This is a genomic window from Streptomyces sp. Q6 (assembly GCF_036967205.1).
GTDB lineage: Bacteria > Actinomycetota > Actinomycetes > Streptomycetales > Streptomycetaceae > Streptomyces > Streptomyces citrinus.
Window position 1 is genome coordinate 4,539,715 of sequence record NZ_CP146022.1, and the last position, 16,721, is coordinate 4,556,435.

Here is a 16,721-nt window from a genome sequence, read left to right on the forward strand (position 1 = left end):
TCTGAACCACTTGAACCCGGGTCCTTGAATGTTCGAAGATTCCCAGGAGATTCCCTCCCCGTCCTGCAACCGCACGCAGGGCGGGGAGCGTCATTGCGGTAGCCCTTGTGAGGGGCGGTGGCCTTTCAGGGGGTGCCGGCTCTTCGAGGCGCGGGCCACAAGGACTAATTGGGGCATAGGGGAAGAGCAGGTACGCATGTCGGCAACTGACGCATCGTCATCGGTGGGGATGACGAAGTCTGTCGCAAATGGGGCGCCGGACGCGTACAACCCTGACGGGGGGAAGCGTGTCCAACAGGCGTGGCAGAGGTACTGGACTTCACAGCGGTACAGGCGAGGGGCGCGGCCCTTCGTCCGCACCTCGCTCCCCTCGGAACGCGTCGGCCCCGTGGGGGCGCGGCCGGCGGCATGCCGGTGATCGCCCCCATGCCAGCGACGCGGCCGACGCGTGTACCGGCGCAGGCGCAGGGCGCTGACGAGGCGATGGAGGCAGCAGGCACCACCGTCGACCACCTGACCGAGACCTACCGGGCCCACTACCGATCGCTCCTCGGGCTCGCGGCACTCCTCCTCGACGACACCGCCTCCTGCGAGGACGTGGTCCAGGAGGCGTTCATCCGCGTCCACTCGGCGCGCAAGCGGGTCAGGGAGCCGGAGAAGACGCTGGCGTACCTGCGCCAGACCGTCGTGAACCTCTCGCGGTCCACCCTGCGCCGCCGCATCCTCGGGCTGAAGCTCCTCACCAAGCCGATGCCCGACATGGCGAGCGCCGAGGAGGGGGCGTACGACCTCCTGGAGCGGGACGCCCTGAAGAAGGCGCTCAAGGGGTTGCAGCGGCGCCAGCGCGAGGTGCTCGTGCTGCGCTACTTCGCGGACATGACCGAGGCGCAGGTCGCCGACGCGCTGGGGATATCCCTGGGCTCGGTGAAGGCGTACGGGTCTCGCGGCATAGCGGCTCTGCGGGTCGCCATGGAGGAGCCGGTATGAGCCTCCCGGGCCGCGGCCCCGACGACCTGTTCAAGAAGTCCGAGCGGGGCGAACAGGGCGAGCAACATGAGCAACACGAGCAGGGCAAGCAGGACGAGCACGCTGGGAACGCAACTGTGAACGACGGACCCCGCCGTCCGGCCGATGCGGCGGCCGACGACGCGAGCGGCCCCGACACCCTCGGAGCCACCGGCCTCGGCAGCGACGAGCTGGCACTGCGGCGCATGATGCGCCAGGCGGTGCGCGAGATCGAGCCGGCGGACGAGGTGCTCGACCATCTGCGCCGGGCGGTTCCGGCGCGCCGGGCCCGTAAGCGGCAGGCCGCCGTGGGCGCCGTCGCCGCCGGGGTGTTCGTCGCGATGGCGGTGCCCGCGGTACTGCACGTGACGAGCTCCGGCGCAGCGGGCGACCGGCCGTGGATGGCGGGCAGCAGCTCGAAGACCCATGGCGGCGTCGACGCGGGCAAGGGCTCCGACGGTGCCGGCGCGGGCTCGCCGTCCGCGTCCCAGGGCAAGGACGGGGACGGCAAGAAGGGCGACAAGGGGAAGGCCTCCGGCGGTGCCACCGCCGGTACGGATCCCGCGTCGACGGCCGCCGCCAGCTCCCCGGTCTGCGCCGCGAACGAACTGGGCCAGCCCGTGCCGAGCGTCTCGGCCCCGGACGGCTCGGGCACGGTCTACGGCACGTTCCGCGTCACGAACGTCTCGAACGCCAACTGCACGATCGACAGCCCCGGCAGCGTCTCCACCATCGCGCAGGGCGCGGCCGACCCGGCGAAGGTCGGCGTCATCGACCACACGTCGGGCGACCCGGCGACCGGCCTGCCCGACCCGTCCACCGAGCCGAGCCAGCTCATCCTGGAGCCCGGCATGGCGTACGAGGTGAAGTTCGCCTGGGTGCCGTCCGCGAGCTGCCCCTCGACGGGTGGCGGTTCGAGCGGCGGCGACAGCGGCAGCGGTGGCGGCGACGGCTCCTCCGGCGGCGACGCGTCCCCCACACCCACGCCGACGCCGACGCCGACCGGGGACACGGCGACGTCCACCGGCGACAGCACGGACTCCGGTCTGTCGACGCAGCTCGGTCACGAGGACACCGCCGACGGCAGCATCGTCGTCTCGCACACGCCGGAGCCGGGCTCGCCCGTCGTCACGGCGAAGATCCCGGACGCGTGCGCGGGCACGCTGTACCGCACGGGCATCCTGCCCGCGTCGTGATCAGGCGGGCTGTTCCCCGGCCTCGGTGAGGCCCAGTTCGGCGTCGCGCAGCGCCTCCGCCTCGCGGCGCACCAGGCGGAACCACATGAACACGACGAAGCCCGCGAAGACGAACCACTCGCCGGTGTAGCCGAGGTTCTGGAACGCCTTCAGGTCGAGGCCGCTGCCCTGCGGGGTGGTGGCCGGGACCGCCGTCATCGCCCCGTCCGCCCGGTCGAGGGTGACCCACGCGTCGTAGACGTCGTACGGGACGACGTTCACCAGGGACGCGGCGCTGATCATGCCGACCTGTCCGGAGGGCAGGCCACCGGCCGTCGTCACGCCGTTCGAGCCCGCCGACTCCGACGCCTGGAGGGCACCGACCACGGTGACCTCGCCCTTCGGCGGGGCGGGCGCCTTCGCTGCGGTGGCGGCGCCGGGCAGCCAGCCGCGGACGACGGGGAGCGCCGTGCCGGTGCCGTCGACCTTCAGGAGCGTCACGACGTAGAAGCCGGTTCGTCCGTCGAGGTCGCGGTCCGGGACCAGGAGCTGCTTGTCGTAGCGGCCGGTCGCCGTGGCGCGTTTGCCCGAGGTGTTCGTGTCGACCGGCAGCAGCGAGGCGAGCGGCTCGGGGGCCGCCTTCTCGTTGGCCGTGCTGCGCTCGCTCGCGGTCCGGTGGTCCTGCACCCGGTCCTCGAAACGGCTGAGCTGCCACGAGCCCATGTAGACGCAGACGGGGATCGCCAGCAGGACGAAGATGTTGATCCCCCACCAGCGGGGGGTCAGCAGGAACCGGTACACGCCTTCAAAGGTACGGGTCCGATGTAAAGGCCGATTCCGCGCCCCCCGCCCCGTGGGCCTCAGCTCGGCAAGTGACGCTTCGCGAAGTCCAGTTCGAGCGCGACCTGCTTGATGCGTTCCTCGACGACGAGCGAGCCGTGCCCGGCGTCGTACCGGTAGACCTCGTGCACGGCGTCGCGGGCGGCGAGCCGGTCCACGTAGTGGTCGATCTGGCGGATGGGGCAGCGCGGGTCGTTGAGCCCCGCCGAGATGTAGACCGGGGCCTTCACGTCGTCCACGTACGTGAGCGGGGACGACGCCGTGAAGCGGTCCGGGACCTCGTCGGGGGAGCCGCCGAACAGGGTGCGGTCCAGCGCCTTGAGGGCCTCCATCTCGTCCTCGTACGCCGTGACGTAGTCCGCGACCGGGACCGCCGCGAGGCCCACGGCCCAGGCGCCGGGCTGGGTGCCGAGGCCGAGGAGGGTCAGATAGCCGCCCCAGGAGCCGCCCGCGAGGACGAGCCGGTCCGGGTCGGCGAGGCCGGAGGTGACGGCCCACTCGCGGACGGCCGCGATGTCCTCCAGCTCGATCAGGCCGACGCGGTGCTTGAGGGCGTCGGTCCACTCGCGGCCGTAGCCGGTCGAGCCCCGGTAGTTGACCCGGACCACCGCGAACCCGTGGTCGAGCCAGGCCGCCGGGCCCGCCGCGAACGAGTCCGAGTCGTGCCAGGTGGGCCCGCCGTGGATCTCGAAGACGGTGGGCAGCGGTCCCGTCGCGCCGGCCGGCTTCTGTACGAGGGCGTGGACGCGGCCGCCGGGACCCTCCACCCACACGTCCTCCACCGGCACGGACGCCGGAGCCTTCATGCCGGGCGGGTCGAGGACGACCGCACCGCTGGTCGAGCGGACGACCGGTGGCTGCGCGGCCGACGACCACAGGTACTCGACGCTGCCGTCGGGGCGGGCCGAGGCGCCGGAGACCGTGCCGAGCGGGGTGTCGACCTTGGTGAGGGCGCCGGTCGCGAACTCGTAGCGCCACAGGTCGCCGCGGGCCTCGAACTCGTGGACGATCAGCAGCGCGGACCCGTCCGGGTACCACTCCGCCGACACGTCGCCCGGCAGGTCGAGGGCGAGATCGGTCTGCTCGCCGGAGGCGGTGTCCCACACCATCGGCTCCCAGCGGCCGCGCCGCTGGTGCCCGACGAGCAGCCGGGTGTCGCCCTCGACGGGCGCGAAGCCGAGCACTTCGAGGCCCAGCTCCCGCTCGCCGCCCTCGGTGTCGTCGAGCTCGGCGACCGTCGACCCGTCGAGGCGGACCACACGCAGTGCCGAGTGCATCGCGTCGCCGTGCTCGGTGTGCTCGATCGCGATCAGCGTGCCGTCGTGGCTGAGGTCGCCGACGCCGGCGGACTCACGGTGCCGGTAGATCTCGACGGGGCCGTCGGAGCCGGGGGCCACGACGTGGATCGTCGTCCCGTCCTCGTCCGTGGAGCGGCCGACGACCGCGGTGTGCCCGTCGCGGCCGAGGGCGAGCCCGGCCGGGTAGGAGGGCGCGAGCCCGGGGACGGCCTCGGTGTCGGGGCCGCCCGCGAAGGGCTGCCGCAGCCAGACGCCGAACTCGTCGCCGTCCTTGTCGCTGAACCACCAGATCCACGCGCCGTCGGGGGACAGCACCCCGTCCGTCGTCCCGTTCGCCCGGTCCGTCGCCTGGCGCTGCTCGCCGGTGGCCCTGTCCCACGCGTACAGCTCGTACGTCCCTGTCGCGTTCGACACGAACAGCGAGCGGTCCGGCGCGTCCTCAGCCCAGTCGGGCAGCGACACCCGCGGCGCCCGGAAACGCTTCTCCCAGTCGGGCATGGACCCGTTGCTCTGACTCGTCATGGCCCCATAGTGCCTGGGACGGCCGGGCGCTCGCGGCGATCCGGCGGCGGAGCCCCGCGGTCCGGGCTCAGACGCCCCGGATCCGGATGACGGCCCGACCGCCGTCGAGGTCGACGCGGGACCGGGACGGCGGCGCCCCGTCCTCCTCGTCGTCGCGGAGCACCAGCGCGCTCTGCCGCTCCTTGAGCTCGCTCTGCTTGCCCGGCGAGAACGTGGCGTGCAGCTGCTCGAACCCGGTGGCCGAGATCTGGCTCCGCCTCCTGCGGCGGCCCGCCAGGCGCAGCCCCTGGTCCACGAAGGCGATCACGGTCAGCACGATCACCAGCCCCGGCAGCGTCACCATCACGGCTATTCCCATGGGCCCAGTCTCCCGGATGCCGAACCCGACGGGCAGGGGCAGAGTGGAGAGGTCCGTCTCGGGGTCGGCCGAGCAGCGCGCGCAGCAGGCCAGGAGGAACCTCGACTCCGTGTCGGCGAAGTCGCGCGGCATGCAGCAGAAGGCGCAGGCCCGCAGGCAGGGCAACCGCTGACCGCTCGTCCCCGGGCGGGTGGGGCCCCGACGGGGCCCGGCCGTGTGGTGCGTCGAGGGGAGCGGCCGGGCCCGTCCAGGGGCGGCAGGTTCTCGCAGGTGCTCCCGCTGGATCTTCGCCTGCCGTCAGCCATCGGCGTCGCGCGGGTGCGCGGGGGATGAACAGCACCGACGCGGTTCATCCGTGCCCTGGAGTACGCCGACGGTGAAGGGAATGTACGCCCGTGCGGCCCGCCCAGGAATACCCGGCGCATATATCTGTCCGCTTTTATCCGCGCGGCCGGATCACAGCGGCGGCCGGATCACAGCGGCGGCCGGATCACAGCGGCGGCCGGGCCGGGGCCGGGCCCAGGGTCGTGGTGCCGGGCGCCGCGCGGTGCCCGAGGCCCGTGCGGTAGGTGTCCAGGGCGGCCTCGATGCGGCCCGCGCGGCGGTACAGGTCGCCGAGCAGCCGGCACAGGTCGGCCAGGTCCCCCGCCGCTCCCGCGCGTTCGAGCAGGCTGAGGGCGGTGACGTAGTGCTCCTCGGCGCGCTCGGTGCCGCCCGACTCCTGGGCGATCAGGCCGAGCATGCGGTGCGCGCCCGCCGCGTGCACGGCGCCGCGCTCGGGACCGATCACGCCGAGCAGCGCCCGGAGCATCCGCTCGGCCTCCTCGGCGCGGCCCAACCGCCTCAGCACATCGGCCAGTTCGACCTCGACCTGCTGCGTGTAGAGGGCGGCCCGCTTGGCGGAGAGCATGTCGCGCGCGGTCCTCAGTTCGCTCTCCGCGTCGTCGAGCCGGCCCGCCTGCGCGTGGACGTATCCGCGCATCCAGTGACAGTGCGCCAACTCGGTGCGGATCTGGAGCTGTTGGTACAGCTCGGCCGCCTTCGCCAGGGACGCGTCGGCCTGGGCGACCTTGCCCTCGGCGAGCAGGGTGCGGGCCACGGAGCGGTGCATCTGCGCGACGAGCGCCGGGTCGCCGACGTGCGGGGCGAGCGAGAGGGCCAGTTCGGCGGCCTGGGCGGCGCGCGCGTGGGCGCCCATGTCCATGTAGGGGGCGATGGACGCGGTGTAGAGGAGTACGAGGGCGTCCGGGTCGTGCAGCCCGGACGTGTTCAGCTCGTCCAGGGCCGTCTCCAGGAGGTAGCAGGCGTAGCGCAGGGACCCGGACAGGTAGTGGGCCACGGCCCGCGCCCGGATCACCGGCGCCCGCTGCGGCAGCGGCGCCCCCGCCTCGGTGAGCAGGGCGTCGGCGGTGTCGAAGTGGGCGCGCGCCAGGGTCAGTTCGCCGCTCTCCAGCGCACATTCGCCGAGTCCGAGTTCGGCCGCCGCGCGCTCCGCGTCGAGCCCGTGCCGCTCGGCCTCCGCGCTCAACTCCTGGTAGCACAGGGCGGCTTCGCTCGCGGCGCCCGTGGCGAGGGCGCGCTGCGCCTCGGTGAGCCGCAGCCTCAGGTCCGTCGCCAGATGCGCGGGCCGGCCCGTGGCCAGTTCCTCGTACGTGACACCGAGACGCTCGGCGATGTGCCGCAGCGCCGCGTCCGAGGGGCGGACGCGTCCCGCCTCCAGGGTGGAGATGTAGGCGGGGGTGTACGCGGGTTCGGCGACCTGGCGCTGGGTGAGTCCGCGCTCGGTGCGCAGGCGCAGGACGCGGCGGCCCACGTGCTCCGTGTCCTGCTGCTGAGCTGGTTCTTCGGGCATGCGGTGAGTGTCGCCTCTTGCCCCGTGTCCCGCCAACCCCCTAGGTTGTGCGTCCAGTTAAGGGAAGTTAATTCTGCTTAATCGACAACTTACCGGTTGCTCGACAACTTGCGAGGTCCTCGTGCGCGTCCGCAGCCCCTTGTTCTCCGCGCTCCTCGCGGGCGCACTCGCCGTGGCGGTGCTCGGCGCGGCCGGCTCGGTGACGCACGCCGCCGGCAACGAGCGCGAGGGCGCCCCGACGGCCACCGTGACGGTCGTCGACGACAGCACCACGCCGCGCTGACCCGACGACACCGGCCGCACCGCCCGCACCGCACCCCACCACGCGCACCGCACCGCACCGCACCTTCCAGCATCCGACGCCCGTACGGAACCCGCACGTCGAGCGGTCCCGAGTGGCAGGGCGTGCGGTGCCGGGTGAGGCTGGCGGGGTGACCCGGGGGCGGTGACGAGAGGTGTCGAGGCATGTTCGCAGCACTCGGTCGGTTCGTGGTCCGCCGGCCCTGGTGGGTCATCCTCGGCTGGGTCGTCGTGGCCGCGGCCGTGATCTCGTTCGCCCCGAAGCTGACGTCCAGCTCGGACGAGGCGAGCTTCCTGCCCGACAGCTACGAGTCGATCGAGGCCTCCGAGATCCAGGAGTCGCAGTTCCCGCGGCAGCAGAACATCGGCGCGGTCATCGTCTTCCAGCGCTCCGACGGCGAGCGCCTCAAGGCCACCGACTCGGCCGAAGTGGTGCGTGTATCCAGGGAGTTGGCGGACCAGAAGATCCCCGAGGTCGAGGCGGTCGTGCCCGGGAAGCCGTCGCCGAACGGGCTCGTGCAGACGTCGATGGTCGCGATGCCCAAGCTCACCGACCCGTCCGACACCTCGCAGCAGGACGCCGTGAAGACGCTGCGCACGGACCTCCAGGACGAGATCAGGGGCACCGGCCTGAAGGCCGGCATCACCGGCTCGGCGGCGACCGCGCTCGACGAGGCCGACGCGTCCGAGCGGGCCGGGATCCTGGTCGGCGTCGGCACGATCGTCATCATCATCGTGCTGCTCCTGGTCATCTTCCGCAGCCCGATCATCGCGCTGCTGCCGGTCGTCCTGATCGGCCTCATCTCGCCCCTGGCGACCGGGCTGATCGCGTCGGCGAACAAGGCCTTCGACATGAAGGCGGACTCGTCGATCCAGGAACTCCTCACGGTCGTCCTGTTCGGCGTCGGCACGGACTACATCCTGTTCCTCCTCTTCCGCTACCGGGAGGCGCTCCGGGCGGGGGAGAATCCGAAACAGGGCATGGTGCACGCCGTGGAACGGGTCGGCGAGGCGATCACCTCGGCGGCCGGCGCGGTCATCGTCGCGTTCGCGGCGCTCGCGCTGTCCTCGCTCGGCATGCTCAAGTCGATGGGCCCGGCGCTCGCCATCGCGGTGTTCGTGACGCTGTGCGCGGGCCTCACGCTGGTCCCGGCCGTCGTCTCGCTGCTCGGCACGAAGGTGTTCTGGCCGTCGAAGTCGTGGCAGCGCGAGCCGCAGGGCACGGGGTTCGCGAAGCTGGGCTCGGCGATCGCGCGCCGGCCGGCCGTGTGGGCGCTGGTGTCGGCGCTCTTCATGGGCGTACTGGCCCTCGGAGCCCTCGGATACCGGGCCAACTTCGACCTGGCGACGTCCGCGCTGCCCAAGGACAAGGAGTCCATGGTCGCGCTGAACGACCTGGAGAAGGGGTTCCCCGCGGGCTCGACGGACCCGACGAGCGTGTATCTGACGTCGGACGGGGGCGGGCGGCTCACGGTCGCGCAGACCGCCGCGTTCCGCAAGGCGCTGACCGAGGTCGACGGGGTCGGCACGGTCAGCACGGCCACGCTCAGCGCGGACGGCGGGGCGGCGGCGTACAGCGTCGTCCTCGACGATCCACCGGCCTCCGACGCCGCGATGAACACGGTCCGCGACGACCTGCGCCCGGCCGCCCACGCGGACGCGCCGGAGGGGACGAGTGCGGCGGTCGGCGGGATCACGGCGGTCTACGTCGACATCAACAAGGCGGTGGACCGCGACTACTCGGTGGTCTTCCCCGTCGCCGCGCTCTGCATCATGGTCATCCTCGGCCTGCTGCTGCGCAGCCTGGTGGCGCCCTGGTACCTGATGCTGTCGGTGGCGCTCGGCTTCGGCGCGACGCTCGGCGCGACGTCGTTCCTGTTCACGCAGATCGGCAGCCAGCCGGGGCTGATGTTCATGCTGCCGGTGATCATGTACTTGTTCGTGGTCGCGCTCGGCACGGACTACAACATCCTGATGGTGTCCCGGCTGCGCGAGGAGGCCCGCGCGGGCAGGAGCCCGCACGAGGCGGCGGGCACGGCCGTCCGCCACTCCGGGCCGACCATCGCGTCGGCGGGCGTGATCCTCGCGGGCACGTTCGCGACGCTGATGCTGGCGGGCAACTCGACGCTGTCGCAGATGGGGTTCGCGCTGTCGTTCGGCATTGTGATCGCGGCGTTCGTGATGGCGATGATCTTCACGCCGGCGCTCACCGCGCTGATCGGGCATGCGGCGTGGTGGCCGGGCCACGGGGACCGCGCGGCGGACGCCGACGACGCGCCCCCGCCGTAGCGGGTGCGGTCCGTCTCGCGGCTGCGGCTCCGTCGTGGCCGCGATCAGCCCCACTCACCCGCAGCCGCGAACAGAACCGCACCGCCCCCGGCGAGGCGCTACCTCAGCCCATGCCGCCGCGCCACCATCCGCTCGGACACGCCCCGCGAGACGATCCGCCGCAGCGCGAACACCACCGGCGCGTTGCTTCCCACCGCGTACAGCGGCCGCACCCGGCCCGCCTCGATCACCGCGACCACCTTCGCCGCGACCTTCTCGGCCGAAATCCCCTTCGCCTCATGGGAGTTGAGGGCGGCGAGCATCGTGTCGTACGCGCCGCGGAACGGTGAGCGCTCCCCGACGTACTGGGTCCGCCGCTCACTGATCCCGGTGGCGATCGACCCCGGCTCGACGGTCGTGATGCCGACGCCGTACGGGGAGTACTCCCGCCGCGCCGCACTCGCGAACCCCTTGATCGCCGCCTTCGACGCGACGTACGAGGACCGGTAGGCGAGCGGGAAGCTGGCCAGCATCGAGCCGACCATGACCACCCGTCCGCGCCGCCGCTCCCGCATCCCGGGCAGCAGCAGCTGGCTGAGCCGCACGGCCCCGAAGACGTTCAGCTGGAACAGCCGCTTCACCGCGTCCATCGGCAGCTCCTCGAAGGGCCCGCTCTGCGACTCGCCCGCGTTGTTCACGAGCACGTCCACCGCGCCGGCGGCGGCCGCGCACGCCTCGATGCTCGCGTCGTCGGCGAGGTCGAGCGGCAGGTAGGTGACGCCGGGCACCGGCGAGTCGAGCTTCTCCGGGTGACGGCTCGTGCCGTACACCGTGTATCCGCGCCGCACCAGCGCGGCCGCGACGGCCGCGCCGATCCCCGAGGACGCGCCCGTCACGAGCGCGGTGCCCGTCACGCCAGGCTCCGCGCCAGCGCGCGGCCCGCGGCCCGGCCGGAGAAGATGCAGCCGCCGAGGAAGGTCCCTTCGAGCGCGTTGTAGCCGTGCACACCGCCGCCGCCGAACCCGGCGACCTCCCCGGCCGCGTACAGACCGTCGAAGACCGACCCGTCGGGCCGTACGACCTGCGAGTCGAGGGTCGTCTCCAGGCCGCCCAGCGTCTTGCGGGTCAGCACGTGCAGCCGTACGGCGATCAGCGGACCCTGCGCCGGGTCGAGCAGCCGGTGCGGCTTGGCGACGCGGGTGACGCGGTCGAAGAAGTACGAGCGGGCGTTCTTGACGGCCATGAGCTGGAGGTCCTTGGAGTACCCGTTGTCGATCTCCCGGTCGCGGGCGACGATCTCCCGCTCGACCTGCGCGTAGTCGAGGGGCGTCGACGGCGTGAGCCGGTTCATCCCCTCCACCAGGTCCTTCAGGTTCCGGCGCACGACGAAGTCCTCGCCCCGGTCGAGGAACGCCTGGACCGGACCCGGCGCCCCCTTCTTCACCCGCTGGAGCACCAGCTTCAGGTCCTTGCCGGTGAGGTCGGGGTTCTGCTCGCTGCCCGAGAGCGCGAACTCCTTCTCCACGATGGCCCGGGTCAGGATGAACCAGGTGTGGTCGTGGCCGGTCGCGGTGATGTGCTTGAGCGTGGCGAGCGTGTCGTGCCCGGGGAACAGCGGCGCGGGCAGCCGCTTGCCCTCGGCGTCGAGCCACAGCGACGAGGGGCCCGGGATGATCCGGATGCCGTGGCCGGGCCAGATCGGGTCCCAGTTCTTGAGGCCCTCGGTGTAGTGCCACATGCGGTCGCGGTTGACGACCGAGGCGCCCGCGCCCTCGGTGATCCCGATCATCCGCCCGTCGACGTACGCGGGGACACCGGTCACCATCGTCTCGGGCGGCGAGCCGACGCGGTCCACGGGCCAGTTCTTCCTGACCAGTTCGTGGTTGCCGCCGATGCCGCCGGAGGTGACGACGACGGCCCGCGCGCGCAGTTCGAAGCCGCCGACGGTCTCCCGCGACGAGGCGACGCCGCGCGCCGTGTCGGAGGGGGCGAGGAGCGAGCCGCGCACACCGACGGCCGCGCCGTCCTCGACGATCAACTCGTCCACCTGGTGGCGGTACTTGAAGGTGACCAGGCCGCGCGCGGCGGCGTCGAGCACCGGCTCGCGGAAGACGCGCACCACCTCGGGGCCCGTGCCCCAGGTGAGGTGGAAGCGCGGCACCGAGTTGCCGTGCCCGGTGGCGGTGCCCGCGCCGCGCTCGGCCCATCCGACGTTCGGGGTGACCTTCAGCCCGAGCCCGTACAGGTAGTCGCGCTTCTCACCGGCGGCGAACTTCACGTACGCCTCGGCCCACTTGCGCGGCCAGTGGTCCTCGTCCTCGCGGTCGAACCCGGCGGACCCCAGCCAGTCGGCGAGGGCCAGTTCGTAGCTGTCCTTGATGCCCATCCGCCGCTGCTCGGGGCTGTCGACCAGGAAGAGCCCGCCGAGCGACCAGAACGCCTGGCCGCCCAGGTTCGCCGCGTTCTCCTGGTCGACGAGCAGCACGCGCTTGCCCGCACGGGTCAGTTCGTACGTGGCGACGAGCCCGGCGAGCCCGGCTCCCACGACGATGACGTCTGCCGTCTCGGCACCGGTGTCGCTCATCGGGTCTCCTTCGGTGTGCTGTAGGCGTTCAGTACGTTCATGAACAGGGCCTGGCGACGGGCGCGTACGGCGTCGTCGTCGGGCTGCATGAGAACCTGCACGGCCGTCCCGTCGTGCACGGCGACCAGCGCGTCGCCCAGCGCCCGCTCGTCCGGCACCCGCCGCCCGAGCCGGTCGAGGGCGGCGACGAACACCGGCAGGATCGCGTCCCTGATGGCCTCCTCGCGCGCGGCCATCACCCGGCGCAGGCCGGGGGTGCGCAGCGCGTGCGCGGTGAACTCGGCGGTGATCCGGAACCACGCGTCGTCCACCGGGTTCGCGTCGATGGCGGCCCGCACCGCGACCTCGGGATCGGCCGGGTCGATGTCGGCGAGGGCTGCCCGCACATCACCGAGCATCCGCGCGGAGCGCTCCTCCCACAAGGCCAGAAAGAGCTCATCGAGGGAGGAGAAATTCGAGTAGAAAGCGCCGCGGGTGAACCCGGCGCGCTCACAGACCTGCTCGACGGTGGAGCGGCCGAAGCCCGCCTCGGCGAACACGTGCAGCGCGGCGTCGAGCAGCCGCTGCCGGGTGCGGGCACGCCGCAGGGTGATGGGCATCGTCGCCTCCGTCGCCGCCGGTCGGATACAGGAACGTATTCGATACATTCCTGTATCCACAAGGGTCGGGGCGCCGCTGCTCAGCGGCGCCCCGACCCTTGTGGCAGTGCTCCCCGGTCAGGCGAAGATCTCCACGAACGACCACACGGCGAGACCGAGCATGCAGACGCCGCCGACGCGCTGGACCGTCTTGAGCGGGACCCGCTTGGCGATGAAGCGGCCGGCGATCAGCGCGAGCCCGGACACGGAGATCAGCGCGGCGAACGACCCGATGGCGGTCGACCAGGTGCCGTTGGTGGCGGCCAGGTTGGCGGTGGTGATCTGCGTGAGGTCGCCCCACTCACCGATGAAGACGGCCATGAAGGCGGTGCCGAACACCGGCCAGAAACCGGTGACGGTCTTGGGGCCCGCCTCGTCGCCGTCCTCGTCGTCGTCCCCGCCGCGCAGCAGCATGAAGGCGCCGAAGAGGAACATCAGACCGGAGACGAGCTTGACGATCCAGCCCGGAAGCAGGCCGAGCAGGGATCCGGCGCCGACCGCGATGGCGACGTGCACGGCGAACGCCGCGGAGGTGCCGAACCAGACGTACAGCGGCTTCATCCGCGTCCCCATGGCCAGGGAGGCGAACATGGTCTTGTCCGGGAGTTCGGCGAGGAAGATCAGTCCGAAGGCGGTGATGATCGCCACGGGATCGAGGTGCATCGCGGGAGTCTCTCTTGTCCGGGCCGGACCGGGCCCGTGAACCCACCCGCTGCGGGGGACCACTCGACCCGGCAGCGGCGCATGAGTACGCGTACGGCTGCCTGATCGAAGGTCTCGCCCGCCCGAGCCGACATCCGGCCCGAGCCCGGCCACCGGGAACCCGGGGGTTCCAGTGTGTCGACGACCGGTTCGCGGGGCTACTCCCCTTCGCTTGCTCCGTCAAGGGTACACGCCGGACCGCCGACAGCACCTGGCGCAGGTACTCGGGTGGATCTGAGTACGAGCGCGCTGCCGCGGCCGACGGCGGCGCGGAAAGCTGGAGCCATGAACACAGACCCCCGGATCTCGCTCCGTGACCGCCTCCTCCCGACCGTCGTGCTCGCCGTGCTCGCGGCGGCCTCCTGGGCCGGCTGGCTCGGCTGGGACCAGCACCGTGACGTGCACCCCGACGGCTCCACCACCGGACCGTACGAGGCGTGGCAGGTGGTCGGCCTCGTCCTGACGCTGCTGCCGGCGCTGTACTGGGCCGCGTCCCGCCACGGCGTCCAGGCGGCCGTCCTCGGCACGACCGCGGGCCTGACGGGCGCCGCCTTCTACGACTGGTCGGACGACGCCAGCGGCCTCTACATGGTCGGCGTGATCATGGTGATGCTGGGCAGCGCGGCGGTGACGGCGATCGGGGCCTCGGTGATCGAGGCGCTGGGGCGCGGCGGCGGGCGGCGCGTCGCCGCGTGACGGCGGCATCGGGGTCGTGCCCTTCGCTACCCCTCGAGGGCACGGCCCACCGCCTCGACCACGGGCGCCCCTCGGCGGGGTCGGCGTGCGCCCTGGGAGTGGACGGGTCGACCCCGATGTCGGCGTCAGGGTCCTCCCCGTGGGTCGCGCCTACCCGGATTCCCGCGCTCTATGCGGGGTCAACTCGGCCCGGCCACAAGGATATTGGGGGCGTCGGGGCGCGGTGCCGTAAAGTTGTGAGGTCATACACGTATCTCGCATCACGTCCCCCACCACTCACCAGGGCGTGCCCGACCCGACCGGTACAGGAATCGCCCCCTTGTCTGCTTCTGCGCCCTCCACCGCCCCCTGGCCGCGCGGCCTCGTGCCCGACTGGATCCGCGACCCCACGGTGTGGCGCACGGAGGTCCTCGCCGGACTCGTCGTCGCGCTCGCCCTGATCCCGGAAGCGATCTCGTTCTCGATCATCGCGGGGGTGGACCCGGCGATCGGCCTGTTCGCCTCGTTCACGATGGCCGTGACCATCTCGGTCGTCGGCGGCCGACGCGCGATGATCTCCGCCGCCACCGGCGCGGTCGCCCTGGTGATCGCCCCCGTCAACCGCGAGCACGGCTTCGGCTACCTCGTGGCCACGGTGATCCTGGCCGGCGTCTTCCAGATCGTGCTCGGCGCGGTGGGCGTGGCGAAGCTGATGCGGTTCGTGCCGCGCAGCGTGATGGTCGGCTTCGTGAACGCGCTGGCCATCCTGATCTTCACGGCGCAGCTGCCGCAGCTGACCCACGTGCCCTGGCCGGTCTACCCGCTGCTCGCCGCGGGGCTGGCCCTGATGGTGTTCTTCCCGAAGCTCACCCGGGTCGTCCCGGCGCCGCTGGTGTCGATCGTGATCCTCACCGTCGTCACGGTCGGCGCGGGGATCGCGGTGCCGACCGTCGGCGACCAGGGCGCGCTGCCGTCGTCACTGCCCACGCCGGGCCTGCCGGACGTGCCGTTCACCCTGGACACCCTGACGACCGTCGCGCCGTACGCGCTCGCCATGGCGCTGGTCGGCCTGATGGAGTCGCTGATGACGGCGAAGCTGGTCGACGACCTCACCGACACCCGCTCGAACAAGACCCGCGAGTCCGTCGGTCAGGGCATCGCCAACATCGTCACCGGCTTCTTCGGCGGCATGGGCGGCTGCGCCATGATCGGCCAGACCATGATCAACGTACGGGTGTCGGGCGCCCGTACCCGCCTCTCCACGTTCCTCGCGGGCGCGTTCCTGATGGTGCTCTGCGTCGTCTTCGGCCCGGTCGTCTCGGACATCCCGATGGCCGCGCTCGTCGCGGTGATGGTGATGGTCTCGTGCGCGACGTTCGACTGGCACTCGATCGCGCCGAAGACCCTGAAGCGGATGCCCGCCGGTGAGATCACCGTCATGGTCCTCACCGTCGTGGTCGTCGTCGCCACCCACAACCTCGCCATCGGTGTCGTCGTCGGCACGATCACGGCGATGGTCGTCTTCGCCGGGCGGGTCGCCCGTCTCGCGGACGTCACGGCGGTCACCGACCCCGACGGCGGACAGGTCGTCTACTCCGTCAGCGGCGAACTCTTCTTCGCGTCCTCGGGCGACCTCGTCACCCGGTTCGACTACGCCGATGACCCCGACCGGGTCGTCATCGACCTGTCCGCCACCCACGTCTGGGACGCCTCGTCCGTCGCGGCCCTGGACGCCGTCGAGGCCAAGTACGCCCAGCGCGGCAAGCAGGTCACGATCACCGGCCTGAACCACCCCAGCGCCCGCCTTCACGAGAAGCTGAGCGGCGAACTCACCGGCGGTCACTGACCCCGGCCCTGCGGTCCCTCGGCCGCCATCAGCGCGGCCCCGGTCAGGCGCAGGGCGGGATCGGCCGCCGCCTTCATGAGGCGGGCCGCGGTGTCCGCCCGGCTGTGCGGCGGGACGACGAGCAGGTCCCAGCGTCCGGCACCGTAGGAGAACAGCCTGATCGTGTGCGCGTCGAGCCCGGACGAGTACCAGGTGACGGCGACCGTGTGCCCCGTCACGAGGAGGGTCCGCGGCTCCTCGGGCCAGCTGCCGTGCTGCGAGGCGACCCGGGTCACGCGACCGCGCGAGGCGTCGAACACGTCGGTCAGGGCGGCCAGTTCGACGGCCAGCGCGTCGCTGCGGGGCCACCAGGCCCCGCAGACGGCCCCGGCGGGAACGTCGGCGGGCGCAGCGCGAGCCGCGCGGGCGGGTGGACGGCCGGGCGTCCGGGGGCGGCCGGACCGTGGCGGATGTTCGGTGCGTTCATGACGCACGCCTCTCCTCGGGCCGCCCAGGGGCGGGCCCGTGTCATGGTGCGCCGGAAGCGACGCCGCGCGGAGTCGGCGTTCGTGGAGCGCCCGGTCGTCCCAGCCTACGACTCGGACCGTGCCCGGCGGAGGGCCCGGATTCCTTGCGTGGAAGGGGAGTTCACGTACGCGGAGCACGTACGGGGCGGGTA

At 72.3% G+C, this 16,721-nt stretch carries 16 protein-coding genes; 7 read left to right on the plus strand and 9 right to left on the minus strand.

Translation table 11 applies throughout. The features are described 5' to 3' along the window. The first annotated feature begins 300 nt into the window (after positions 1–300). Positions 301–987 (plus strand): SigE family RNA polymerase sigma factor, encoded by a 687-nt coding sequence (locus V2W30_RS21240; protein WP_338698735.1) that lies wholly within the window; start codon positions 301–303, stop codon positions 985–987. Continuing rightward, entirely contained in the window at positions 984–2,201 is a 1,218-nt protein-coding gene (locus V2W30_RS21245) for a hypothetical protein (protein WP_338698737.1), read from the plus strand. Before V2W30_RS21240 ends, V2W30_RS21245 begins: the two co-directional genes overlap by 4 nt. Here V2W30_RS21245 and V2W30_RS21250 read toward each other — a convergent pair whose 3' ends face one another. The 3 genes from V2W30_RS21250 to V2W30_RS21260 form a co-directional block, all read right to left on the minus strand. After that, a complete protein-coding gene (locus V2W30_RS21250) occupies positions 2,202–2,981 on the minus strand; it encodes an SURF1 family protein (RefSeq protein ID WP_338698739.1) in 780 nt (259 codons plus the stop codon). It lies immediately after the preceding gene. A 59-nt stretch (positions 2,982–3,040) separates the two neighbouring features. Continuing rightward, a complete protein-coding gene (locus V2W30_RS21255) occupies positions 3,041–4,840 on the minus strand; it encodes a S9 family peptidase (protein WP_338698741.1) in 1,800 nt (599 codons plus the stop codon). A gap of 67 nt (positions 4,841–4,907) precedes the next feature. Next, positions 4,908–5,198 (minus strand): DUF6191 domain-containing protein, encoded by a 291-nt coding sequence (locus tag V2W30_RS21260; protein ID WP_338698743.1) that lies wholly within the window; start codon positions 5,196–5,198, stop codon positions 4,908–4,910. 43 nt (positions 5,199–5,241) lie between these two features. Between V2W30_RS21260 and V2W30_RS21265 the strand changes: the two genes are divergently transcribed. Further along, positions 5,242–5,370, plus strand: a complete 129-nt coding sequence (locus V2W30_RS21265; RefSeq protein ID WP_338698745.1) for a hypothetical protein — start codon at positions 5,242–5,244, stop codon at positions 5,368–5,370. Positions 5,371–5,688: 318 nt separating this feature from the next. Here V2W30_RS21265 and V2W30_RS21270 read toward each other — a convergent pair whose 3' ends face one another. Next, entirely contained in the window at positions 5,689–7,050 is a 1,362-nt protein-coding gene (locus V2W30_RS21270) for a helix-turn-helix transcriptional regulator (protein ID WP_338698747.1), read from the minus strand. Between the two features lie 121 nt (positions 7,051–7,171). Here V2W30_RS21270 and V2W30_RS21275 point away from each other — a divergent pair, with 121 nt between their 5' ends. Together V2W30_RS21275 and V2W30_RS21280 are read left to right on the plus strand one after the other, a co-directional pair. Next, entirely contained in the window at positions 7,172–7,333 is a 162-nt protein-coding gene (locus tag V2W30_RS21275) for a hypothetical protein (RefSeq protein WP_338698748.1), read from the plus strand. A 182-nt stretch (positions 7,334–7,515) separates the two neighbouring features. Further along, the gene (locus V2W30_RS21280) at positions 7,516–9,639 is read left to right on the plus strand and encodes an MMPL family transporter (protein WP_338698750.1); all 2,124 of its coding nucleotides are present in this window, start codon (positions 7,516–7,518) and stop codon (positions 9,637–9,639) included. Between the two features lie 98 nt (positions 9,640–9,737). On the opposite strand, the gene V2W30_RS21285 is transcribed toward V2W30_RS21280, so the two are convergent. The 4 genes from V2W30_RS21285 to V2W30_RS21300 form a co-directional block, all read right to left on the minus strand. Further along, complete coding sequence (locus V2W30_RS21285) at positions 9,738–10,532, minus strand: SDR family oxidoreductase (protein ID WP_338698751.1); 795 nt, start codon at positions 10,530–10,532, stop codon at positions 9,738–9,740. Beyond that, entirely contained in the window at positions 10,529–12,202 is a 1,674-nt protein-coding gene (locus V2W30_RS21290) for an FAD-binding dehydrogenase (protein WP_338698752.1), read from the minus strand. Before V2W30_RS21290 ends, V2W30_RS21285 begins: the two co-directional genes overlap by 4 nt. Further along, a complete protein-coding gene (locus V2W30_RS21295) occupies positions 12,199–12,801 on the minus strand; it encodes a TetR/AcrR family transcriptional regulator (RefSeq protein WP_338698754.1) in 603 nt (200 codons plus the stop codon). Before V2W30_RS21295 ends, V2W30_RS21290 begins: the two co-directional genes overlap by 4 nt. A gap of 117 nt (positions 12,802–12,918) precedes the next feature. Further along, complete coding sequence (locus V2W30_RS21300; RefSeq protein ID WP_338698756.1) at positions 12,919–13,503, minus strand: TMEM165/GDT1 family protein; 585 nt, start codon at positions 13,501–13,503, stop codon at positions 12,919–12,921. Between the two features lie 324 nt (positions 13,504–13,827). Here V2W30_RS21300 and V2W30_RS21305 point away from each other — a divergent pair, with 324 nt between their 5' ends. Both V2W30_RS21305 and V2W30_RS21310 read left to right on the plus strand, forming a co-directional pair. Next, positions 13,828–14,238, plus strand: coding sequence for a hypothetical protein (locus V2W30_RS21305; RefSeq protein ID WP_338698758.1), 411 nt, complete (start codon positions 13,828–13,830; stop codon positions 14,236–14,238). Between the two features lie 319 nt (positions 14,239–14,557). Next, positions 14,558–16,063 (plus strand): SulP family inorganic anion transporter, encoded by a 1,506-nt coding sequence (locus V2W30_RS21310; RefSeq protein WP_338698760.1) that lies wholly within the window; start codon positions 14,558–14,560, stop codon positions 16,061–16,063. Here the strand turns inward: V2W30_RS21310 and V2W30_RS21315 are convergent. Continuing rightward, positions 16,057–16,536, minus strand: coding sequence for a DUF5994 family protein (locus tag V2W30_RS21315; RefSeq protein ID WP_338698762.1), 480 nt, complete (start codon positions 16,534–16,536; stop codon positions 16,057–16,059). The genes V2W30_RS21310 and V2W30_RS21315 overlap by 7 nt on opposite strands. Between the last annotated feature and the right edge of the window lie 185 nt (positions 16,537–16,721).

What these genes read in the sequence shown, in the direction of transcription:
- V2W30_RS21255 (WP_338698741.1), bottom strand. Translation starts at nt 4,840, where the DNA reads ATGACGAGTCAGAGCAACGGGTCCATGCCCGACTGGGAGAAGCGTTTC.
- V2W30_RS21280 (WP_338698750.1), top strand. Translation starts at nt 7,516, where the DNA reads ATGTTCGCAGCACTCGGTCGGTTCGTGGTCCGCCGGCCCTGGTGGGTC.
- V2W30_RS21300 (WP_338698756.1), bottom strand. Translation starts at nt 13,503, where the DNA reads ATGCACCTCGATCCCGTGGCGATCATCACCGCCTTCGGACTGATCTTC.
- V2W30_RS21305 (WP_338698758.1), top strand. Translation starts at nt 13,828, where the DNA reads ATGAACACAGACCCCCGGATCTCGCTCCGTGACCGCCTCCTCCCGACC.
- V2W30_RS21245 (WP_338698737.1), top strand. Translation starts at nt 984, where the DNA reads ATGAGCCTCCCGGGCCGCGGCCCCGACGACCTGTTCAAGAAGTCCGAG.
- V2W30_RS21260 (WP_338698743.1), bottom strand. Translation starts at nt 5,198, where the DNA reads ATGGGAATAGCCGTGATGGTGACGCTGCCGGGGCTGGTGATCGTGCTG.
- V2W30_RS21270 (WP_338698747.1), bottom strand. Translation starts at nt 7,050, where the DNA reads ATGCCCGAAGAACCAGCTCAGCAGCAGGACACGGAGCACGTGGGCCGC.
- V2W30_RS21290 (WP_338698752.1), bottom strand. Translation starts at nt 12,202, where the DNA reads ATGAGCGACACCGGTGCCGAGACGGCAGACGTCATCGTCGTGGGAGCC.
- V2W30_RS21295 (WP_338698754.1), bottom strand. Translation starts at nt 12,801, where the DNA reads ATGCCCATCACCCTGCGGCGTGCCCGCACCCGGCAGCGGCTGCTCGAC.